We start from the raw sequence: 19,315 nt of genomic DNA, 5'->3' as shown, positions 1-19,315 counted from the left end.
GCGGTGAGCCGCGCCACCCGGACGGACCGCAGCCGGGAAGGATCACCGGAAAGCCGGTCCACACGGCAAGGAATTCCCCGTTCCGGGGCGGATCGGACCGCCGTCACGCCAAGATCATCTTGGTTCAACTCTGTACGACATGTAACTGATTGTCCGGATCGCAGCCAACCGGTTCCGGCCGATTTCTTTCGCTCCCCGACGTCCCGATAGGCATGCGTCGTCACCACCGGACCACTCCTCGGGAGGACCCCGCATGCCCGACATCACCCGGCGCCGCGCGCTCACCGCGGCGGCCGCCGTCGCCGCGACGGCCACGGCCACCGCCCTCGCCGCACCCGCCGCGTCGGCCGCCGGCCACCACGCGCCCGCCACGTCCGATTCCTTCGACGAGGTCTACAAGGGCCGGCGGATACAGGGCCGTCCGGCGAGCGACGGCGGACACCACCACGAACACGGCGGCGGATACGCGGTGTTCGTCGACGGCGTGCGGCTGCACGTGATGCGGAACGCCGACGGGAGCTGGATCAGCGTCGTCAGCCACTACGACCCGGTGGCCACCCCGCGCGCCGCCGCCCGTGCCGCGGTGGACGAGCTGCAGGGCGCGCCGCTGCTGCCGTTCCCCGCCAACTGACCGCCACCGCAAGGACTTCCGGAGTACCCCGCACCATGACCGTACGCAAGAACCAGGCCGCCCTGACCGCCGACGAGAAGCGCCGGTTCGTCGCCGCCGTCCTCGAACTCAAGCGCGGCGGGCGCTACGACGACTTCGTCCGTACGCACAACCAGTTCATCATGGCGGACACCGACACCGGCGAGCGGACCGGCCACCGCTCCCCCTCCTTCCTGCCCTGGCACCGCAGATTCCTGCTCGACTTCGAGCAGGCGCTGCAGTCCGTGGACTCCTCGGTCGCGCTGCCCTACTGGGACTGGAGCACCGACCGCACGGTGCGGGCCTCGCTGTGGGCGCCGGACTTCCTCGGCGGCACCGGGCGCGGCTCCGACGGCCGGGTGATGGACGGCCCGTTCGCCGCGTCCACCGGCAACTGGCCCGTCAACGTGCGCGTCGACGGCCGTACGTTCCTGCGCCGTTCGCTCGGCACGAGCGTGCGCGAGCTGCCGACGCGCGCCGAGGTGGAGTCGGTGCTGTCGATCGCGACGTACGACACGGCGCCGTACAACAGCGCCTCGGACGGCTTCCGCAACCATCTGGAGGGCTGGCGCGGGGTCAATCTGCACAACCGCGTCCACGTGTGGGTCGGCGGGCAGATGGCCACCGGGGTCTCCCCCAACGACCCGGTGTTCTGGCTGCACCACGCCTATGTCGACAAGCTGTGGTCGGAGTGGCAGCGGCGGCACCCGGGCGCCGCGTACGTGCCGGCCGGCGGCACGCCGGACGTGGTGGACCTGAACGACACGATGAAGCCGTGGAACACCGTGCGCCCGGCGGACCTGCTGGACCACACCCGGTACTACACGTTCGACGCCTGATCAGGCCTCGGCGGTACGGCACTCCGGGTGGCCCCAGCCCTGGTCGTTCTTGGCGATCTTCTCGCCGGCCGCGTAGGACCGGCCGCACAGGCAGCGGCCGGGGAACTTCGCCTTGATGGTGCGGGCGGACGCGGCGGCGCCGGTGCGTGGGGACGCGGTGCCGCCGGTGCGGCGGGGCGCCTTCCTGCGCGGCGCCCCGGCCCCCGCCGGGGTGTCGGGAGACGCCGGGGGCTCCGGCGAGCCGAGCGCGCTGCCGGCCGCTTCCTGGACGGAGGCCGCCTGGCTGGCGGCGCGGTCGGCGAAGTCGTTCAGCGGGTCGCCGTCGACCTGGTGGGCCGGGACGTAGCGGAACTCGACGGACCGGCCGCCGAGCAGTTCGTCGATGCGGACGACCAGGTCCTGGTTGGCGACGGGCTTGCCGGCGGCGGTCTTCCAGCCGTTGCGCTTCCAGCCGGGCAGCCAGGTGGTGACGGCCTTCATCGCGTACTGGGAATCCATCCGGATCTCCAGCGGGACGTCCGGGTCGACGGCCGTGAGCAGCCGCTCCAGGGCCGTCAGCTCGGCGACGTTGTTGGTGGCCCGGCCGAGCGGGCCCGCCTCCCAGCGGGCCGGGGTCCGCTCGTCGTCGTCCGAGACCACCCACGCCCATCCGGCCGGTCCGGGGTTCCCCTTCGAAGCCCCGTCGCACGCGGCCACCACACGTTCACGCATGTGCCCGATCATGCCATGGCCGTGCGGGACGCCGTTCCGGGACCGGTCAGACGTCCTTGACCTTCGGCATCTCGCCCTCGGTGGTGGTGATGTCGATCACCGAGAAGTTGGCGCCCTGCGGGTCGCTGAGCGCCGCGAACCGGCCGAAGGGGCTGCTCATCGGCCCGAAGCGGAGGATGCCGCCGAGCTTGACGGCCCGGTCGACGGCCGCGTCGCAGTCGTCGACGGTGAAGTAGACGTTGATGTACGACGGCACCTCGGGCGGGAAGTCGTCGGTCATCCGCATCCGGCCGAGGACGGTGTCCTCGCCGACGTCGAACATCCGGAAGTCCACCGCGTCGTCCTCGATCTCCTTCATCCGGTACGGGAAGACCGCCGAGAGGAAGGCGTCCGCCTGTTCCGGCTCCCTGGTGAAGACCTCGGCCCAGCAGTAGGCGCCGGGCGTGGCCGTCGCCTCGAAGCCCTCGTGGGTGCCCGCCTGCCACACGCCGAACACGGCTCCGCTGGGTTCCCGGGCCAGGCACATCGTGCCGAAGTCACCGACCTGCATCGGCTCCATCAGCACCTCGCCGCCGTTCTCCCGGATCTTCTCCGCGGTGGTGGCGGCGTCCGGCGAGGCGAAGTACAGGCACCACTGTGACTGACCCTCCTGACCGGGCATGGGCGGGACGACCGCCGCCACGGCCTTGCCGTCCACGTAGGCCTGGGTGTAGTTGCCGTACTCCGACGACGACTCGCCGAAGGTCCAGCCGAGGACGTCTCCGTAGAACCGCTTCGCTCCCTCGACGTCACTGAACATCGCATCGGCCCAACAGGGCGTTCCTTCGGGTTGCACGGCCATGCTGGCGGCCCTCCTGAGGTGGTGTGTCCCGTTTGTTCACGCTAGCCATCCGGGGTCCGGCCCGCGCGCCGAGCCGGACCCGCAATTCGGTCGACAGCGAGGCCCGCTCCCCGCTGTGATGAGCGGCGATGAATACGGTCAAGATGCGCGAGGGCGAGGTCGACATCGACCCGCCGCTGGTCGGCCGGCTGATCGCCCGGCAGTTTCCCGAGTGGTCGGCGCTGCCCGTACGGCGCCTGGACTCCTCCGGCACGGAGAACGCCATGTTCCGCCTGGGCACCGGCCTGGTGGTACGGCTGCCCCGGCATCCCGGCGCCGTCGCCGACGTGAGGCACGAGCAGCGCTGGCTGCCCCGTCTCGGCCCGCTGCTGCCGGTGGCCACGCCGGAGCCGGCCGGGCTCGGCGCGCCCGGCGAGGGCTTCCCGTGGCCCTGGTCGGTGTACCGCTGGCTGGACGGGCGGAACCCGGTCGCCGGTGCCGTCGCGGAACCGGAGCGCCTCGCCGAGCGTCTCGGGGCGTTCGTCGCCGCGCTGCGCCGGATCGACCCGCACGACGGGCCGCCCGCCTCCCGGGGTGTGCCGCTCACCGCCCGGGACGAGCCGACCCGGGCCGCGCTGGCCCGGCTCACCGCTCTCACCGACCGGATCGACACGGCGGCCGTGACGGCCCTGTGGGAGGAGGCGCTGCGGGCCCCGGCCCACGCCGGTCCGCCGGCCTGGGCGCACGGGGATCTCTCCCCGGGGAACGTGCTGGTCGACGGGGACCGGCTGAGCGCGGTCATCGACTTCGGCTGTGCCGGCGTCGGCGACCCGGCCGTGGACCTGATCGTGGCCTGGAACCTGCTGCCCGCGTCCGCCCGGGACACCTTCCGCAAGGCCGTCGGCGCCGACGACGCCCAGTGGGCGCGCGGGCGGGGCTGGGCGCTGTCGATCTCGCTGATCCAGCTCCCGTACTACTGGCACACCAACCCGGTCCTGGCGGAGAACTCCCGGCATGTGATCGCCGAGATCCTCGCCGAGGCCGGTCGACGGTGACGGCCGGTCGGACGTCGGGCTACTCGCCCGCGTACGCCTTCTCCAGCGCGGCCGCGTCCAGCTTGCCCATGCCCATCATGGCCTTGACGGCACGCGCGGCCTTCTCCGGGTCGGGGTCGGCGACCATGTCCAGCAGCGGCGCGTAGACGACCTGCCAGGAGACGCCGTACTTGTCCTTGAGCCAGCCGCAGGGTCCGCCCTCGCCGCCGTTCTCGGTGAGCTTCGTCCAGTAGTGGTCGATCTCCTCCTGGCCGGAGCAGAGGATCTGGAAGGAGACCGCCTCGTTGAAGGTGAACTCGGGGCCGCCGTTGAGCGCGACGAAGTTCTGGCCGTTGGCCGTGAACTCCGCGGTCAGCACCGAGCCGGCCGGTCCGGCCCCGCCCTCGGGCCAGCGGACGACGCGCCCGATGCCGGAGTTCTTGAAGACGGACACGTAGTGGTGCGCGGCCTCCTCCGCCTGGCCGTCGAACCAGAGGCACGTGGTGAATCCGGCGGTGGTCATGAGCGCCTCCCGGGGCGTGAAGGTGGGTGGGGAACCGGGCGTGGAACGCCGTCATGGATGGGGACCGCTCCCCCGGGCGAAACTCATCGGCCCGGCCGCCGGACCATCCGAAAGGGTGAAGGAAGTCCGCCTGGCATCCGGATCGCGACCTCGACGACCCGCATGCCCCGACCGCACCCGCCGGCCCGTCCGGCCCGTCCGGCCGCCGGGACGGGCTGGGGGTACGGCGTTCGGCCGGCCACCCGTGCGAGCTGGTCGCGCACCGGCGGCCCTCATGACCGGCGGGCCGCCGAGGCACGGCCGGACGGTGGGACAGCGAGCGGCGTCCGCCTCGACCTGCGGTCCGGCAGGCACGCGTACACCGGGCCGGGCCAGGAGAGGACCCGGCCGGGCCCGACGCCGAGGAACGTGAGCGGACGCCGCGGTCGTGGCGCGTCCGGTCAGGCGGCCAGGCAGAGCCCCCGGTACGGCCGGTGCGGCGCGCTGGCGGGCCGGCGGGGCACGACGGCGGGCCGGTGCCGCTCGGCCGTGCGCCGAATCAGCTCGCCGTGCGCCAGCGACAGCAGGTCGCCGAGGCCCAGGCCGAGCGCGTGGGCCGCAGCGGCCAGCACCTCCGACGAGGCCTCCTTGCGGCCCCGCTCGACCTCCGACAGATAGGGCAGCGAGATCCGGGCCGCGTCGGCCACGTCCTTGAGCGTGCGCTCCTGCGCCTGCCGCTCCCGGCGCAGCACCTCGCCGACGAGATCCCGCCACAGGGGCTCCCTGGGGGCGGCCTCGCCGTCCGGCGCTTCCGGGCGGACGGGGTCCGGGCGCAGGGGGATCACTCGGGCTTCCTCGCTCAGCGGGTTGCTCATCCCGTCAGCCTAGGAGCGGTACGGTGCGGTACAAGGGCGCGGCGTTCCGCCCTCAGGGAAACCCGGCCGGAGCGGCGGTTTCGCGCCACTGCGGCGCGGCGGACGCATGCGTGCCGTCACCGGGGGTACTCGCGCCGTGAGCGGCTTCGTCGGGAGGAATAACCCGCCGCGCACCGGGTAACCGCAGGGCACGCGACCTGCGTCCGGGGCCGTCGAAGCCGCCGTACAGGGAGACGTCGAACCGTGACTTTCGTGGGAGAGGTAATGAACACCGCCGCCGGGATCCGGTCGGAAGCAGAGGTCATCGAGCGGACCGAGCAGGACAGGACGGGCGAGGGATCACTGCCTGGCATCGCGGACCCCGCGTCCGTCGCCCCCCGGGACGCACGGGAGCTGTCCCGCCAGTTCTTCCGCCGGCTGACCGAGCTGGAAGAGGGGACGCACGAGTACCAGTACGCGCGCAACACGCTCATCGAGATGAACATGTCGCTGGTGCGGTTCGCCGCCGGACGGTTCCGGGGCCGCGGCGACGACATGGAGGACATCGTCCAGACCGGCATGATCGGCCTGATCAAGGCCATCGACCGGTTCGAACTGGCGCGCGAGGTCGAGTTCACGTCGTTCGCGCTGCCGTACATCGTCGGCGAGATCAAGCGGTTCTTCCGGGACACCACCTGGGCCGTCCACGTGCCGCGCCGGCTCCAGGAGCTGCGGGTGGAGCTGGCGAAGGCGCGTGAGGAGTTGTCCAGCCGGCTGGACCGGGACCCGACGGTCGCCGAGCTGGCCACGCTGATGAACATCTCCCAGGACGAGGTGGTCGAGGCCCAGATCGCCTCGAACGGCTACAACTCCGCCTCCCTGGACGCCGCGCTCACCGGCGACGGCCCCGAGGACGGCGAGGCCGTGCTCGCCGACTTCATCGGTGTGGAGGAGGAGGGGCTGCGGCTCGTCGAGGACTTCCACGCGCTCGCCCCCCTCATGGCGGAGCTGAGCGACCGTGACCGGCAGATCATCCACATGCGGTTCGTGGAGGAGGCCACCCAGGCCGAGATCGGGGAGCGGCTGGGGTGCTCCCAGATGCACGTCTCCCGGCTGATCAAGCGGATCATCACCCGGCTGCGGCAGGGGATGCTGGGCGAACTCGGCTGCGCCTGACCTCCCGGTCGGGCCGGCGTCGCGGCGTCGACCCGACGCCTCAGCGGGTCCGGGGCGGGCCGTCCCCGTTCGGCCGGAGCGGGAAGACGGCCCGCACGCGTTTGCCCACGGGCACCCGCTCGACGGTGACCTCCGTGGCGAGGGCGTGCACGATCTCCAGCCCGTGCCGTCCGACGCGCTCGGGGTCCTTCGGGTAACGGCGGGGCAGGGCCGTGCTGCTGTCGTACACGGACACCGCGACCGAGGAGTCGGTGCCCTCCAGCTCCAGGATGTAGGGGCCGTTGCTGTGCTGGTCGGCGTTGGTGACCAGTTCGCTCACCATCAGCAGCAGCTCGCCGTCAACCCGGCCGTCGGCGGTGGCGCACCACTCGGTACGCAGCTGCTGGAGGAACTGGGCCGCGAAGGCGCGTGCCTCGGCGATGCATCCGGGTTCGCCGGTGTAGTGCGCCGCGCGCCGCAGCGGCTCCACGGGTACGTCGAAACCAGTCGGTATCACTGCCTCGCCCAGGTGCTTGGTCATGCTGTCTCTCTCGAAAACCCGGTCCGGCCGGTCGCTGTTGCACCAGTCCTCGTACCCCGAGCCCGGCCCGCCAGTCCACCGGATGCGTTCGCCGACCGCGCACAGTGCCGAGGCTCACGGTCTCCGTCACCGGGGCCTCGGTCACCAGGGGCTTCTCCGGCGACGCGGACCAGCCGTCGGCGCAGCGTGGCCCCGGTACCACCGGCCGGGGCGAGCATGAATGCCGGCTGTTCGTTCACCAGTGCGCCCCGCGCGGGGCGAATGGAATCCGGTCAGGCGACGGGTACGACGAGGGCCGGGATGGTCCGCTGCATGCGCAGCGCGTCGACGGACTCCGCCAGCAGCTCGTACTCGGTCGTGTCGTCGCCGGTCGCGATCCGCACCAGCCTCCCGGCGGCCAGCTCGTCGGCGACCAGCTCCTGCTGGGCCGGGTCGCCGCACCACGCGCGCAGGACGGCCGGCACGTCGGGCACGGTGTCCGCGACCGGGACGAGCGCGTTGGGCGGGAAGTGCCCGGCCTCGGGCCGCGGGTCGAGGCGGTCGGCGATCCAGTTGGCACGGTCCCGCAGCCACCACAGGGCGAGGGCCAGGGTGGGCGCCCGGTAGGTGCCCAGGGGCACTCCGACGCGCTGTCCGCCGCAGGTGCCGTACGCGGTGACATGGCACAGGAACTCGTCGTGCATGCGCACTCCCCCGTCGCGTCGTTCGCCTGCCGGCGGGCCTCGCTTTCGGTGCGGCTCATCTGCGGTGCGGCCGTGTGCGGTGCGTGATCGGAACCTCGCTGGAAGTGAAGTCCTCACAGTCGAGTATGTTCACTACTGAACCACTGTCACCATGACTTTCCGGCCACTCTCTTGGCATATTCCGCGTCCGTTCTGGCCGAAATGAGACGGCCCCACCGACGTCGGCCATGACCCCGGAGGTAATCGACCCGGGCCCCGCTCCTCCCGCATGGTGGTCACACCGGATCGGCGAACCCCGGATCCGGGACCTGACCAGCAGAGACGACCTCGATGGAGGATGCTTCGCCATGGCCGCTCACACCGACCGTCACGAGAACGCCGCCGCCCGTTACTTCGAGGCCTGGAACGCCACCCGGCCGGAGGACGTCGAGAAGGCCGTCGCCGCCGCCTGGACCGAGGACGGCGTCTACACCGACCCGCTCGTGGACGTCCGCGGGCACGAGCAGATCGCGGCCGTGATCGCGGCGGCCCACGAGCAGTTCCCCGGCTTCGTGTTCCGTCCGCTCGGCGCGGTCGACGGCCACCACGACACCGCGCGCTTCGGCTGGGAGCTGGTGAACGAAGTGGACGGCTCGGCGCCGGTGGCCGGGTTCGACGTGGTCACGCTGGACGAGGAGGGACGCATCCGGCGGGTGCTGGGATTCCTGGACCGGGTGCCGGCGGGCGCCTGACCGGACCGGTGCCGTCGCGCTCCGGAGGGCGACGGCGTGACGGTACGACTGAGGGAGCGGCCGCGGATGTCGCGGCCGCTCCCCTGTACCGTCCGGTGCGCCGGTGCTACCGCCGGACGATCCCGTCGATCCGCGCGAGCTCGTCGGCGTCGAAGTCGAGGTTGCCGATGGCCGCGACGCTGTCCTCGATCTGCCGCGGGCTGCTCGCGCCGACCAGGGCGGAGGTCACCCGGCCGCCGCGCAGCACCCAGGCGAGGGCGAGCTGGGCCAGGGTCTGGCCGCGGGACTTGGCGATCTCGTCCAGCGCGCGCAGCCGGGCGACCAGGTCCTCGGTGACCGCGTCCGAGTTCAGGAACGGGCTGTCGCTCGCCGCCCGGGAGTCCTCGGGGATGCCGTCGAGGTAGCGGCCGGTGAGCAGGCCCTGCTCCAGCGGGGAGTACACGATGGAACCGACCTGGAGCTCGTCCAGGGCGTCGAGCAGGCCCTCGTCCTCGGGGCGCCGGTCGAGCATCGAGTAGCGCGGCTGGTGGATGAGGAGCGGCGTGCCCAGCTCGCCGAGGATGCGGGCGGCCTCGCGGGTCTGCTCGGCGGAGTAGTTGGAGACCCCGACGTAGAGGGCCTTGCCCTGCTGCACCGCCGTGTGCAGGGCGCCCATCGTCTCCTCCAGGGGAGTGTCCGGGTCGAAGCGGTGCGAGTAGAAGATGTCGACGTAGTCCAGACCCATCCGGCTCAGGCTCTGGTCCAGCGAGGACAGCACGTACTTGCGCGAACCCCACTCGCCGTACGGGCCGGGCCACATCAGATAGCCGGCCTTGGTGGAGATCACCAGTTCGTCGCGGTAGCCGGCGAAGTCCGCCTTCATCGCCTCGCCGAAGGCGGACTCGGCGGCGCCGGGCGGCGGGCCGTAGTTGTTCGCCAGGTCGAAGTGGGTGACGCCGAGGTCGAAGGCGCGGCGGAGGATGGCCCGCTGGGTCTCCACGGGCCGGTCGGGCCCGAAGTTGTGCCACAGGCCGAGCGACAGGGCGGGGAGCTTCAGGCCGCTGCGTCCGGTGCGCCGGTAGGGCATGTCGGCGTAGCGGTCGGGGTGTGCGGTGTACAACGCGACTCCAGAGGGGTTGGCACACGATCTACCGGTGCCACTCTTCCCCGGGCGGCGGGCAGCGGTCCAACAGAAGAATCCGATGGAATTCAGCGGATAAGCTTCTCAATCATGGAACTGCGCCATCTCCAGCACTTCGTCGCGGTCGCCGAGGACCAGCACTTCACCCGGGCCGCCGAACGCCTGATGGTGTCCCAGTCCGGCCTGTCGGCGTCCATCCGGGCGCTGGAGCGGGAGCTGCGGGCGCCGCTGTTCGTGCGGACGACCCGCCGGGTGACGCTCACCGAGGCCGGGCGCGCGCTGCTGGCGGAGGCCGAACGGATCCTGGCGCAGGTGCGCTCCGCGCACGAGGCGGTGGCCGCGGTGCAGGGCGTGCTGCGGGGCACGCTGGCCCTCGGCACCGAGCAGTGCATCGCCGGGGTGAACGTGGCCCGGCTGCTGGCGGCCTTCCGGCGCCGGCACCCGGACGTGGAGATCCAGCTGCGGCAGGCCGGCTCCGGCGCGCTGGCCGAGGAGGTCGCGGCCGGCCGGCTCGACCTGGCCTTCGCCTACCGCACCCAGGCCGACACCGACCAGCTCCGCTCGGTGTCGCTGACCAGCGAGTCCATGACCGTGCTGTGCCATCCGAGCCACCGCCTGGCCTCCGCCCCGGCCGTGCTCGGCCCGGCGGACCTCGCCGGGGAGGTCTTCGTCGACTTCCACCCCGACTGGGGCCCGCGCCGCACCACCGACGCCGCGTTCGCCGCGGCCGGCGTCCGGCGCACGGTCGCGCTGGAGGTCAACGACGTGCACAGCCTGCTGGACCTGGTGGACGAGAACCTGGGGATCGCCGTCGTACCCCGGCACTTCCGGCTCAAGCGGCCGTCGCTCACGGCGCTCCCGCTGAAGGGCGCGGACGAGCCGGAGTACGAGACGGTCGCCCTGCTGCCGCCGGAACGGGCCACGAGCCCGGCCGCGCGAGCGCTGGTCACCCTGCTCGAAACGGGGTCCTGACCGGTCCCTCCGACCAGGTGCGGTGACGCTGGTCGGGAGCCACTCACGTCGGCCGACGGCGCGCCGGCCGCCGGCCCGCGGCCGGTGGCGCCGACAGGGCCGCGGGGGCGGGTGCCGGCGGGGCCCAGGGGAAGCCGGGTTCCGGGCGCGTGAGCGCCGGCGATTTGCGATGGTGGACGGTATGCATGCGAAGGACATCCTCATCGACGGCTACGGCCGCATCCAGGAAGAAGTCCATGCCGCCCTCGACGGCCTCGGCCCGGACGAGCTGCACCACCGCCCGGCCCCCGGCGCCAACTCCATCGCCTGGCTGGTCTGGCACCTCACACGGGTGCAGGACGACCACATCGCCGACGCCTTCGACCTGGACCAGGTGTGGCTCGCGCAGGGCTGGGAGAAGCGTTGCGGCTTCGACCTGCCCCGGCACGACACGGGGTACGCGCACACCCCCGGCAAGGTCGCGAAGGTGCGGGTGGAGTCGGCGGACCTGCTGACCGGGTACTACGACGCCGTCCACCAACAGACCCTCGGCTGCCTGCGCGCGCTGGCCGCCAAGGACCTGGAACGCATCGTGGACGAGCGCTGGGACCCGCCGGTGTCGCTGGGGGTGCGCCTGGTGAGCGTCCTGTCCGACGACCTTCAGCACGTCGGACAGGCCGCCTACCTCAGGGGACTCCTCTAGAGCGCGGCTTCGTAGGCCGGCAGGACCACGTCCTCGATGAGGGCCTTGCGCTCGTCGTACGGGAGGAACGCGCTCTTCAGGGCGTTCACCGTGACCGTGCGCAGGTCCTCGACGGTCCAGCCCGCCTGCTCCACCAGCAGGGCCATCTCGCGGGTCATCGTCGTCCCGGACACCAGACGGTTGTCGGTGTTCAGGGTGACCCGGAAGCCGAGGTCCTTCAGGGCCGTGATCGGGTGCTCGGCGATCGAGGTCGCGCAGCCCGTCTGGAGGTTGGAGGTGGGGCACATCTCCAGGGCGATGCGGCGGTCGCGCACCCAGGAGGCGAGACGGCCGAGCTTGCCGGCCGCGAGGTCGGGGATGTCCTCGGTGATGCGGACGCCGTGGCCGATGCGCTGGGCGCCGCAGACCTGGAGGGCCTGGTGGATGCTGGGCAGCCCGTGCGCCTCGCCGGCGTGGATGGTGAACGGCACGCTCTCGCGGCGCAGGTGCTCGAAGGCGTCGAGGTGGTCGGCGGGCGGGAAGCCGTCCTCGGCGCCGGCGATGTCGAAGCCGACGACGCCCGCGTCGCGGTAGGCGACGGCCAGGTCCGCGGCCTCGCGGACGCGGTCGAACATGCGCATGCCGCACAGCAGGGTGCCGACGCGGACGGGGGTGCCGGCGGCGGCCGCCTTGGCCATACCGGCGGCGAAACCTTCCTGCACGGTCTCCACGACCTCGCGCATCGTGAGCCCGCCGCTCGTGTTCAGCTCGGGGGCGTAGCGGACCTCGGCGTAGACGACACCGTCGGCGGCGAGGTCGAGGACGTACTCCTCGGCCGTGCGCAGCAAGCCCTCGCGGGTCTGCATGACGGCGAGGGTGTGCTCGAAGGTGGCTATGTAACGGACCAGGTCACCGGAGTTGGCGGCCTCGACGTACCAGGCGGCCAGCTCGTCGGGGTCGGTGGTGGGCAAGGTGTGGCCGACCGCGGCCGCGAGCTCGACGACGGTGGCGGGGCGCAGGCCACCGTCGAGGTGGTCGTGCAGGACGGCCTTGGGGAGCCGGCGGAGGGTCTCGGTGTCGATGCGGGACGCGGTCATGGGCGTTTCGTTTCCTCGGGTCCTCGGGCAGGTGGTGCGGTGGTGGTTCAGTGGCCGGCGGGCTGGAGCAGGTCCCAGCGGTTGCCGTACAGGTCCTGGAAGACGGCGACCGTGCCGTACGGCTCGTGGCGCGGCTCCTCCAGGAAGGTCACGCCGGCGGCGGTCATCCGGGCGTGGTCGCGCGCGAAGTCGTCGGTGTGCAGGAAGAAGCCGACGCGCCCGCCGGTCTGGTCGCCGACGCGGGCCCGCTGCTCCTCCCCCTTCGCGCGGGCCAGCACCAGCCCGGGTCCGTCGCCCCCGGGCTCCACGACGACCCAGCGCGAGCCGTCCGGACGCGGGGCGTCCTCGACGAGACGGAAGCCGAGGGCTTCGGTGTAGAAGCGGATGGCCTCGTCGTAGTTGTGCACGACGAGGGTGACCAGGGCGACGCGACGCATGGCGACCTTCCGGTGGGGGTGGTTAGCCGGTGAGGTTATACGTAAAACTACTCGGACGCCAGTCTCGGTCTACGCGCGTTGCGGGGTGGGGGCGGCGGCTCCGCCGTCTGGGGCCTCGTGGGGGCGTCAGGGCGGGTCGGTGTGCAGGTCGTGGCCGCCGAGCGGGTCGGCGACGTCTCGGTTCAGGGGCCTTCGTCGCCCTGCGCGATTTCCACGCGGTGGTGGACGTCGGCCGTCGCCGTGGCCGAGGCCACGCAGGAGAGGGCGGTGCAGGCGATGAGGAGTGTGGAGATCGCGCGGGCGGTACGGGCGCGGGGGGTGGCCAGCAGGGCCTGGACACGTTGGGGAACGGGGCCCGTCGCCGCGCCGGGCGCGAAGCCCGGCCGCGCGGGCCGGGCGGCCTGCCCGGCGAGGGCCGCGCGGGCGATGGCGCGGGCGGTCAGACGCCGGTCGCCGACCGAGACCGCGGCGGCCTCGTCGGCGGCGCGCTCGGCGGCCAGCCGGATCGTCGCCCGGACCGGGCGCAGCGCGGGGTGGCAGTGCGCCGCGAGTTCGGCGGCGGCGAGGGCGTAGTGGTGGCGCCCCGCGGTGTGGGCACGCTCGTGGGCGAGCAGTGCCTCCCGCTCGGGACCGTCCAGGCTGCGCAGCATCGCCGTGGTGACGACGACCCGGCGCGGGCGGCCCGGCAGGGCGTAGGCGTCGGGTCGGGGCGAGTCGATCACGCACAGGTCACCGGCGACGGCCCCGCACGCGGCCTCCGCACGGGCCGCCCGGAAGGCACGGGCCTGGCCCAGGACCGCGCGGACGAGGCTCACGCCGCACCCGGCCAGCACGCCGGCCGAGGCGATGGCGGCCGGGACGACGAAGGCGTCGGAGGCGGTACGCAACGGGTGGACCAGTTCGCCGAGCGCGGCGAAGAGCGGCAGCTTCAGCAGCCCGGTCAGGACGGACGTGCCGAGTGCCAGCGTCGAGCAGCCGGCGAGGAGCACCGCGCAGCCGGTGACGGACCACAGCGCCGCGACCGGGGTCAGCCGCTCCAGGGCCCGGCGGGCCAGGGGCGGCAGGGCGAACGGCAGCAGCAGCGGCAGGAGCAGCAGGAGCGGGGCGGTCATCGGCCGTCGGCTTCGAGCAGGTCTCGCAGGATGCGTTCGTCGTCCGGGCTGAGCTGGGCGACGAACCGGGCGAGGACCGTCTCGCGGTCGCTGTCCCGGTCCAGTTCGCTGTGCATCCGACGAGCGGTGAGGCCGTGGGCGTCCTGGACGTCCTGGGCCGGGAAGTAGGCGTACCCGCGGCCCTGGCGCCGCCGGTGGACGACGCCCTTGTCGTGCAGTCGGGTGAGGATCGTCGTCACCGTCGTACGGGCGAGGTCCGCACCGAGGCTGAGCTGGACCTGGCCGGGAGTCTGGGGTGCGCCGGCGGCCCAGAGCGCGGCCAGGACGCTCGCTTCGAGCTCGCCGGCCGGCCGGCGTTCGTCCTTGGCGTCGGTCATGGGGAGGTTCTTCACCCGTCCTCGTGTGCGGTCGGCTTCGTGCGCGGTCGGCTTCGTGTGCGGTCCGGCAGGGCGTCTACGCCATCGTAGTCAGCCGGCGCCGGCCCCGGCCGCACGCCGTCGTGATCACGCAGCGGGGTACGGCTCGCTCCCGGACGCGCCCAGGACCTGGCCGTCCTCACGGGTAGACCTGCCGGCCCTCGGTGCCGGTCACCCCGCCCGCCCCCGCGCGGGTACCGCGCGCCGCCCACCCCGGTCAGCCCGCCTGCGCGCGGCCCTCGCCGAGCCGTGCCAGCTCCTCCTCGGTCAGCCGCAGCGCGCCGGCCGCGATGTTCTCGACCAGGTGGGCGGGGTTGCCGGTGCCGGGGATGGCGAGGACGTGCGGGCCCTGGTGCAGGGTCCAGGCGATGCGGACCTGCGCGGGGCTGACGCCATGGGCCCGGGCGACGGAGAGCACGGCGTCGTCGTGAGCGGTCGTCGCACCGCGCTCTCCGGTCCTGCCGGCCACGGCGTAGAAGGGGACGAAGGCGATGCCGTGCTCGCCGCACAGCCGCAGCACCTCGTCGTCCACGGGGTCGGGCCGGTCCACCGCGTACCGGTTCTGCACGGACACCACCGGCGCGATCTCCAGCGCCTCGGCGAGGTGCCGGGGTTCGACGCCGGAGATCCCGAGGTGCCGGATCAGACCGGCCTCGCGCAGTTCGGCGAGGGCGCCGAAGTGTTCGGCGATGGAGTCCTGGCGCATCCGGCGGAGATAGACCAGGTCGAGGTGGTCCCGCCCGAGCTGGCGCAGGTTCTCCTCGACGTGCCCGCGCAGTTGGTCGGGCCGGGCGGAGGTGCCCCACTCGCCGTGGTAGTCGCGGTAGGGGCCGACCTTGGTGGCGATGACCAGGTCGTCGGGGTACGGGGACAGCGCGCTGTTGATGAGTTCGTTGGCGGACCGCAGCGAGGAGAAGTAGAAGGCCGCCGTGTCGATGTGGTTCACACCCAGCCCGACGGCCTCGCGCAGGACGGCGAGGGACCGTTCCCGGTCGCTCGGGGTGCCGTGGTGGAAGGCGGCGCTGCCCGTCAGCCGCATCGCGCCGAAGCCGACGCGGTGGACGGGCAGGTCGCCGAGTTCCCAGGTGCCGGAGGCGTCCGCGGTGATCGTGTCTGCAGTCATCGGCGGAGTCTCGCACACGGCACCCGGCCGCCGTCACGGCCCGTCAGCAGTACAGGCCGGCGCCCGGTGAGACCCCGAGGACCTGGGCGAAGCGCTGGTAGACGGAGACCCGGCTCTGCACCTGGGAGGGGTTCTTGCCGTCGCACTCCAGGAAGCCGTTGATGCTGCGTATGGTCTGCCCGAACCCGGCGCCGTTCACCATGGCGTTGTGCGGGGTCATGCTGCCGGGCCCGGACTGGGTGTTCCAGTACCACAGGCCGGTCTTCCAGGCCACGGACGCGTTGTTCTGCACCAGGGACGGGTTGTTGAGCAGAGCGCGTCGCCGGCGGCCTTGTAGTTGAAGTTCTCGTGGCTGACGTTGGCGAGGAAGGCGGCGGCCTCCTGCTTCTTCACGGTGTCGCTGCCGGTGTTCGCGAAGGCGGGGTAGGCGCCGAGGGCGGCGGTCAGACCGCTGTACGTGTAGAAGGAATTCCGGTTCGGGAACATCTGGTTGAACTGGGCCTCGCTGACCACGAAGCCGGCGGCGGAGGCCGTGGGGGCCGCCTGGAGCACCAGGACGGAGGTGCCCAGGGCGAGCGAGGTCAGGAGCGCGGCGATGCGACGCCTCGGCATGGACCAACTCCTTTGTGCGGCACGGCCGCACCCACAGAGGTGGGAGCGGCCGTGGTGGGGGGTTGGGCCCACTCAACCGCCTTGGTCTGTACCAGTCAAGGGTGTAGACCAGTCAATCGTCGACCGGTTGCGTCGGCGAACACCGGCGAGGTGGAGCGGAGTTGCGCACACGGAGGCCGGGCCCGGCCGCGCGCACGCGGCCGGGGCCCGCACTGTGGAGGACGTCAGCGCAGCGGCTTCGACAGCACGGCCTTGCGGTGGCTGAACGTCTCGATGGAGTAGCGGCCGTGGTAGCTGCCCATGCCGCTCTCCCCCACCCCGCCGAACGGCAGGTCGGAGACGGTGAGATGGGCGAGGGGCAGGCCGTGGCCGAGGCCGCCCGAGGAGGTCTCGGCGGCGATGCGGTCACGGGTGTCCGCGGACTCGCTGAAGACGTACAGGGCGAGCGGCTTGTCGCGGTCGTTGATGAAGTCGATCGCCTCGTCCAGGCCCGGCACGGTGACGATCGGCAGGATGGGGCCGAAGATCTCCTCCCGCATGACGGGCGCATTCGGGTCGACGTCCGCGAGGACGGTGGGCGCGAGGTACTTCGCCGTCCGGTCGCCCACGCCGCCGACGGCGACGCGGCCCGAGTCGAGCAGGGCGGAAAGCCGGTCGAAGTGGCGTTCGTCGACGATCCGGCCGAACTCCTCGCAGTGGCGTGGGTCCGCGCCGAACAGTCCCTCGATCGCGCGGACCAGCGCGGCCTCCAGGGCGGTCGCGGTCTCCGGGTCGGTCAGGACGTAGTCCGGGGCGACACAGGTCTGGCCCGCGTTGAGGAACTTGCCCCGGGCGAGCCGGTCCGCGACCGTGTCCAGGTCGGTGCCGCGGTCCACGAACACCGGTGACTTGCCGCCCAGTTCGAGGGTGACCGGGGTGAGGTGCTCGGCGGCGGCCCGCATGACGATACGGCCGACGGTGCCGTTGCCGGTGTAGAAGATGTGGTCGAAGCGCTCGGCCAGCAGGGCCGTGGTCTCCGGTATGCCGCCCTCGACGACGGCGACCGCGTCGGTGTCCAGATAGGCCGGCAGCAACTCGGCCAGGACGGCCGAGGTGGCCGGCGCCAGCTCGCTCGGCTTGGCGACGACCGCGTTGCCCGAGGCCAGCGCGCCGACCATGGGGGCGAGCAGGAGCTGTGCCGGGTAGTTCCAGGGCGCGATGACGAGGACGACGCCCAGGGGGTCGTACTGCGTCCAGGCCGTGGCGTCGGCACCGAGGTGCGCCGGGACGGGCGCGGGCTCGGGGCGCAGCCAGTCCGCCAGGTGCTCCAGGGTGTGGTCGATCTCCCGGACCGTGAAGTCGATCTCGGTGCGGTGGGCCTCCGTGCCGCTCTTGCCCAGGTCGGCGTGGAGGGCGGCGGCGAGGTCGGCGCCGCGTTCCGTGAGCATCGCGCGCAGCCGGCGAAGCTGGCCGGTGCGCCACTCGACGGGCTTGGTCCGGCCGGCTGCGAAGGTGGCGCGCAGCCGGGCCACGACGTCGGCGGGCTGCTCGGGCAGGGAGTCGTTCACGGGTGCCTCACTGGGTGCACAGGCCGGTTCGGGCCGGGCCCGGGTTTCCGGTCGGTCAGGTGTAGATACCAACCTTTCATATTTCATTCCGAAGCCGCGCAGGGGTGAAGAGGGTCACGTCCCCTTACGGCCCGGCCCCCGCCGTTCCGTCTCCCGTCGTCGGCGTTCCAGGTACGTCCGTTCGGCCTCGCTCGGCGCCAGCTCCGCGGCGTGGCCGTACTCCGCCGCCGCCTCGGCGGTCCGGTCCAGTCGGCGCAGCAGGTCGGCACGGACGGCGTGCAGCACGTGGTACCGGCCGAGGCCGAGGGCGTCGACCAGCTCCAGGGCCGCCGCGGGGCCCTCGGTCTCGGCGACCGCCACGGCGCGGTTCAGGGCGACGACCGGAGACGGCGCCACGGCCATCAACTGGTCGTAGAGAGCGAGGATCTGGTGCCAGTCCGTGTCTGCCGCACTGGACGCGTCGCTGTGCACCGCGTTGACGGCGGCCTGGATCTGGTACGGCCCCGGCTGGTTGCGGCGCAGGCAGCGGCGGACCAGTTCCTGACCCTCGGCGATCAGCGCGCGGTCCCACCGGGCGCGGTCCTGCTCGGGCAGCGGGACGAGCACGCCGTCCGCGTCCTCCCGGGCCGGCCGCCGGGCCTCCACCAGCAACATCAGCGCGAGCAGACCGGTGACCTCGGGTTCGTCCGGCATCAGCTCGGCGAGCAGTCTGCCGAGGCGCAGCGCCTCGACGCACAGGGACGGGTCGCCGGTGTAGCCCTCGTTGAAGATCAGGTAGACGACGGCGAGGACGGCGGAGAGCCGGTCGGGCAGGTCGGCGTCCCGGGGCACGCGGTACGGGATGCCCGCGTCCCGGATCTTGGCCTTGGCCCGCACCAGTCGCTGGGCCAGGGTGGTCTCGGGCACCAGGAAGGCACGGGCGATCTGCGCGGTGCTCAGGCCGCCGAGCAGGCGCAGGGTGAGCGCGACCCGGGACTGCGGGGCGAGCGCGGGGTGGCAGCAGGTGAAGATCAGTCGCAGCCGGTCGTCGCGCACGGGGCCCTCCTCGGGCGGTGCGTCGGGGGCGTGCAGCCGGGCGGCCTCGGCGTGCCGGGCGTCCCGGGAGGACTCCCGGCGCAGCCGGTCGACGGCCCGGTTGCGGGCGGTCGTGATGATCCAGCCGGCCGGGCTCGGCGGCACACCGGTCTCCGGCCACCGGGTGACGGCCGTGGCGAAGGCGTCCTGGACCGCTTCCTCGGCGAGGTCGATGTCGCCGAGGAAGCGGACGAGGACGGCGACCGCGCGCCCGTACTCGGCGCGGAAGACGGCCTCGATGTCGCGGGCCTCGGCCATCGGTGCCGCTCCGTCGTCAGTGCTGGTCCACGAAGGGCCGTACCTCGATGGGCAGGGTGGTCGCGAGGGCGGCCTTGCGGCCCCACTCCAGGGCCTCGTCCAGGTCGGCGGCCCGGATGAGGCACAGGCCGCCCAGGTACTCCTTGCCCTCGGCGTACGGGCCGTCGGTGACGAGCACGTCACCGTCCTGGGGGCGGAGCATGGTCGCGGTCTCCGGGCCGTGCAGACCGCCGGCGAAGACCCAGGCGCCGGCGGCGCGCAACTCGTCGTTGAAGGCCTCGACGTTGCGCATGATCCCGGCGAGGGCTTCGGGACCGGGCGGGGTCGCGCCGGCCGGCTGGACCACGCTGAGCAGGTAGTGCTTCAT

22 protein-coding genes and 1 pseudogene are annotated in these 19,315 nt (G+C 72.8%); 7 read left to right on the top strand and 16 right to left on the bottom strand.

The annotated features are described in order from the left end of the window. The first annotated feature begins 253 nt into the window (after positions 1-253). Both melC1 and melC2 read left to right on the top strand, forming a co-directional pair. Positions 254-631 (top strand): apotyrosinase chaperone MelC1, encoded by a 378-nt coding sequence (gene melC1, locus OO52_RS14250; RefSeq protein ID WP_030652793.1) that lies wholly within the window; start codon positions 254-256, stop codon positions 629-631. 35 nt (positions 632-666) lie between these two features. Beyond that, a complete protein-coding gene (gene melC2 / locus OO52_RS14245) occupies positions 667-1,488 on the top strand; it encodes a tyrosinase MelC2 (protein ID WP_030652789.1) in 822 nt (273 codons plus the stop codon). Here the strand turns inward: melC2 and OO52_RS14240 are convergent, their stop codons facing one another. Continuing rightward, entirely contained in the window at positions 1,489-2,211 is a 723-nt protein-coding gene (locus OO52_RS14240; protein ID WP_030652786.1) for a ribonuclease H family protein, read from the bottom strand. A 34-nt stretch (positions 2,212-2,245) separates the two neighbouring features. After that, positions 2,246-3,040 carry a VOC family protein gene (locus OO52_RS14235; RefSeq protein ID WP_037630260.1) on the bottom strand — a complete coding sequence of 265 codons (795 nt, stop codon included), beginning with the start codon at positions 3,038-3,040 and terminating at the stop codon, positions 2,246-2,248. A 128-nt stretch (positions 3,041-3,168) separates the two neighbouring features. On the opposite strand from OO52_RS14235, the gene OO52_RS14230 reads away from it, so the two are divergent. Next, positions 3,169-4,074: an aminoglycoside phosphotransferase family protein gene (locus OO52_RS14230; RefSeq protein ID WP_030652780.1), complete on the top strand. Its 906-nt coding sequence runs from the start codon at positions 3,169-3,171 to the stop codon at positions 4,072-4,074. A 19-nt stretch (positions 4,075-4,093) separates the two neighbouring features. Here the strand turns inward: OO52_RS14230 and OO52_RS14225 are convergent, their stop codons facing one another. Together OO52_RS14225 and OO52_RS14220 are read right to left on the bottom strand one after the other, a co-directional pair. Next, positions 4,094-4,576: a VOC family protein gene (locus tag OO52_RS14225; RefSeq protein ID WP_030652776.1), complete on the bottom strand. Its 483-nt coding sequence runs from the start codon at positions 4,574-4,576 to the stop codon at positions 4,094-4,096. A 440-nt stretch (positions 4,577-5,016) separates the two neighbouring features. After that, the gene (locus OO52_RS14220) at positions 5,017-5,430 is read right to left on the bottom strand and encodes a helix-turn-helix domain-containing protein (protein WP_030652772.1); all 414 of its coding nucleotides are present in this window, start codon (positions 5,428-5,430) and stop codon (positions 5,017-5,019) included. A gap of 264 nt (positions 5,431-5,694) precedes the next feature. Here OO52_RS14220 and OO52_RS14215 point away from each other — a divergent pair, with 264 nt between their 5' ends. Continuing rightward, the gene (locus tag OO52_RS14215; RefSeq protein WP_030652769.1) at positions 5,695-6,585 is read left to right on the top strand and encodes an RNA polymerase sigma factor SigF; all 891 of its coding nucleotides are present in this window, start codon (positions 5,695-5,697) and stop codon (positions 6,583-6,585) included. A 40-nt stretch (positions 6,586-6,625) separates the two neighbouring features. On the opposite strand, the gene OO52_RS14210 is transcribed toward OO52_RS14215, so the two are convergent. After that, entirely contained in the window at positions 6,626-7,105 is a 480-nt protein-coding gene (locus OO52_RS14210; RefSeq protein ID WP_030652766.1) for an ATP-binding protein, read from the bottom strand. Between the two features lie 272 nt (positions 7,106-7,377). Continuing rightward, positions 7,378-7,788 carry a hypothetical protein gene (locus OO52_RS14205; RefSeq protein ID WP_030652763.1) on the bottom strand — a complete coding sequence of 137 codons (411 nt, stop codon included), beginning with the start codon at positions 7,786-7,788 and terminating at the stop codon, positions 7,378-7,380. Between the two features lie 347 nt (positions 7,789-8,135). On the opposite strand from OO52_RS14205, the gene OO52_RS14200 reads away from it, so the two are divergent. Beyond that, positions 8,136-8,519 carry a nuclear transport factor 2 family protein gene (locus tag OO52_RS14200; RefSeq protein ID WP_030652760.1) on the top strand — a complete coding sequence of 128 codons (384 nt, stop codon included), beginning with the start codon at positions 8,136-8,138 and terminating at the stop codon, positions 8,517-8,519. A gap of 106 nt (positions 8,520-8,625) precedes the next feature. Here OO52_RS14200 and mgrA read toward each other — a convergent pair whose 3' ends face one another. Further along, a complete protein-coding gene (gene mgrA, locus OO52_RS14195; RefSeq protein WP_030652758.1) occupies positions 8,626-9,618 on the bottom strand; it encodes an L-glyceraldehyde 3-phosphate reductase in 993 nt (330 codons plus the stop codon). A gap of 111 nt (positions 9,619-9,729) precedes the next feature. On the opposite strand from mgrA, the gene OO52_RS14190 reads away from it, so the two are divergent. Both OO52_RS14190 and OO52_RS14185 read left to right on the top strand, forming a co-directional pair. Next, the gene (locus OO52_RS14190) at positions 9,730-10,611 is read left to right on the top strand and encodes a LysR substrate-binding domain-containing protein (RefSeq protein WP_030652755.1); all 882 of its coding nucleotides are present in this window, start codon (positions 9,730-9,732) and stop codon (positions 10,609-10,611) included. A 181-nt stretch (positions 10,612-10,792) separates the two neighbouring features. Then, positions 10,793-11,293 carry a mycothiol transferase gene (locus tag OO52_RS14185; RefSeq protein WP_030652752.1) on the top strand — a complete coding sequence of 167 codons (501 nt, stop codon included), beginning with the start codon at positions 10,793-10,795 and terminating at the stop codon, positions 11,291-11,293. Here the strand turns inward: OO52_RS14185 and OO52_RS14180 are convergent. From OO52_RS14180 to OO52_RS14140, 9 genes and pseudogenes are all read right to left on the bottom strand, one after another. Next, positions 11,290-12,369, bottom strand: a complete 1,080-nt coding sequence (locus OO52_RS14180) for an adenosine deaminase (protein ID WP_030652749.1) — start codon at positions 12,367-12,369, stop codon at positions 11,290-11,292. The two genes, OO52_RS14185 and OO52_RS14180, sit on opposite strands and share 4 nt — an antisense overlap. A 47-nt stretch (positions 12,370-12,416) precedes the next feature. After that, positions 12,417-12,806, bottom strand: coding sequence for a VOC family protein (locus OO52_RS14175; RefSeq protein WP_030652746.1), 390 nt, complete (start codon positions 12,804-12,806; stop codon positions 12,417-12,419). 182 nt (positions 12,807-12,988) lie between these two features. Continuing rightward, positions 12,989-13,918: a M48 family metalloprotease gene (locus OO52_RS14170; RefSeq protein ID WP_030652743.1), complete on the bottom strand. Its 930-nt coding sequence runs from the start codon at positions 13,916-13,918 to the stop codon at positions 12,989-12,991. Beyond that, on the bottom strand, positions 13,915-14,295 hold the full coding sequence (locus tag OO52_RS14165; RefSeq protein WP_030652740.1) for a BlaI/MecI/CopY family transcriptional regulator: 381 nt from the start codon (positions 14,293-14,295) through the stop codon (positions 13,915-13,917). The genes OO52_RS14170 and OO52_RS14165 overlap by 4 nt, the downstream gene beginning before the upstream one ends. A 256-nt stretch (positions 14,296-14,551) precedes the next feature. Further along, the gene (locus OO52_RS14160; protein ID WP_030652737.1) at positions 14,552-15,457 is read right to left on the bottom strand and encodes an aldo/keto reductase; all 906 of its coding nucleotides are present in this window, start codon (positions 15,455-15,457) and stop codon (positions 14,552-14,554) included. Between the two features lie 43 nt (positions 15,458-15,500). Continuing rightward, positions 15,501-15,979: pseudogene (locus tag OO52_RS14155) on the bottom strand (chitinase); the annotation flags it as partial. A 314-nt stretch (positions 15,980-16,293) separates the two neighbouring features. Continuing rightward, on the bottom strand, positions 16,294-17,616 hold the full coding sequence (locus tag OO52_RS14150) for an aldehyde dehydrogenase family protein (protein WP_030652734.1): 1,323 nt from the start codon (positions 17,614-17,616) through the stop codon (positions 16,294-16,296). Positions 17,617-17,730: 114 nt separating this feature from the next. Continuing rightward, on the bottom strand, positions 17,731-18,948 hold the full coding sequence (locus OO52_RS14145; protein ID WP_037630255.1) for an RNA polymerase sigma factor: 1,218 nt from the start codon (positions 18,946-18,948) through the stop codon (positions 17,731-17,733). Between the two features lie 16 nt (positions 18,949-18,964). After that, positions 18,965-19,315, bottom strand: coding sequence for a YciI family protein (locus OO52_RS14140; RefSeq protein ID WP_030652728.1), 351 nt, complete (start codon positions 19,313-19,315; stop codon positions 18,965-18,967).

Source organism: Streptomyces flaveolus (assembly GCF_000716535.1).
GTDB lineage: Bacteria > Actinomycetota > Actinomycetes > Streptomycetales > Streptomycetaceae > Streptomyces > Streptomyces flaveolus_A.
Note: the sequence above shows the minus strand (reverse complement) of the source record. Positions and strands in the feature narration are given on the sequence as shown.

Bases quoted from the DNA above. Each gene is read 5' to 3' on its own strand.
- OO52_RS14225 (WP_030652776.1), bottom strand. From the start codon at position 4,576: ATGACCACCGCCGGATTCACCACGTGCCTCTGGTTCGACGGCCAGGCG.
- OO52_RS14240 (WP_030652786.1), bottom strand. From the start codon at position 2,211: ATGATCGGGCACATGCGTGAACGTGTGGTGGCCGCGTGCGACGGGGCT.
- OO52_RS14190 (WP_030652755.1), top strand. From the start codon at position 9,730: ATGGAACTGCGCCATCTCCAGCACTTCGTCGCGGTCGCCGAGGACCAG.
- OO52_RS14210 (WP_030652766.1), bottom strand. From the start codon at position 7,105: ATGACCAAGCACCTGGGCGAGGCAGTGATACCGACTGGTTTCGACGTA.
- OO52_RS14145 (WP_037630255.1), bottom strand. From the start codon at position 18,948: ATGGCCGAGGCCCGCGACATCGAGGCCGTCTTCCGCGCCGAGTACGGG.
- OO52_RS14220 (WP_030652772.1), bottom strand. From the start codon at position 5,430: ATGAGCAACCCGCTGAGCGAGGAAGCCCGAGTGATCCCCCTGCGCCCG.
- OO52_RS14200 (WP_030652760.1), top strand. From the start codon at position 8,136: ATGGCCGCTCACACCGACCGTCACGAGAACGCCGCCGCCCGTTACTTC.
- melC1 (WP_030652793.1), top strand. From the start codon at position 254: ATGCCCGACATCACCCGGCGCCGCGCGCTCACCGCGGCGGCCGCCGTC.
- OO52_RS14170 (WP_030652743.1), bottom strand. From the start codon at position 13,918: ATGACCGCCCCGCTCCTGCTGCTCCTGCCGCTGCTGCTGCCGTTCGCC.
- melC2 (WP_030652789.1), top strand. From the start codon at position 667: ATGACCGTACGCAAGAACCAGGCCGCCCTGACCGCCGACGAGAAGCGC.
- OO52_RS14175 (WP_030652746.1), bottom strand. From the start codon at position 12,806: ATGCGTCGCGTCGCCCTGGTCACCCTCGTCGTGCACAACTACGACGAG.
- OO52_RS14140 (WP_030652728.1), bottom strand. From the start codon at position 19,315: ATGAAGCACTACCTGCTCAGCGTGGTCCAGCCGGCCGGCGCGACCCCG.
- OO52_RS14205 (WP_030652763.1), bottom strand. From the start codon at position 7,788: ATGCACGACGAGTTCCTGTGCCATGTCACCGCGTACGGCACCTGCGGC.
- OO52_RS14185 (WP_030652752.1), top strand. From the start codon at position 10,793: ATGCATGCGAAGGACATCCTCATCGACGGCTACGGCCGCATCCAGGAA.
- OO52_RS14215 (WP_030652769.1), top strand. From the start codon at position 5,695: ATGAACACCGCCGCCGGGATCCGGTCGGAAGCAGAGGTCATCGAGCGG.
- OO52_RS14165 (WP_030652740.1), bottom strand. From the start codon at position 14,295: ATGACCGACGCCAAGGACGAACGCCGGCCGGCCGGCGAGCTCGAAGCG.
- OO52_RS14230 (WP_030652780.1), top strand. From the start codon at position 3,169: ATGAATACGGTCAAGATGCGCGAGGGCGAGGTCGACATCGACCCGCCG.
- OO52_RS14160 (WP_030652737.1), bottom strand. From the start codon at position 15,457: ATGACTGCAGACACGATCACCGCGGACGCCTCCGGCACCTGGGAACTC.
- OO52_RS14180 (WP_030652749.1), bottom strand. From the start codon at position 12,369: ATGACCGCGTCCCGCATCGACACCGAGACCCTCCGCCGGCTCCCCAAG.
- OO52_RS14235 (WP_037630260.1), bottom strand. From the start codon at position 3,040: ATGGCCGTGCAACCCGAAGGAACGCCCTGTTGGGCCGATGCGATGTTC.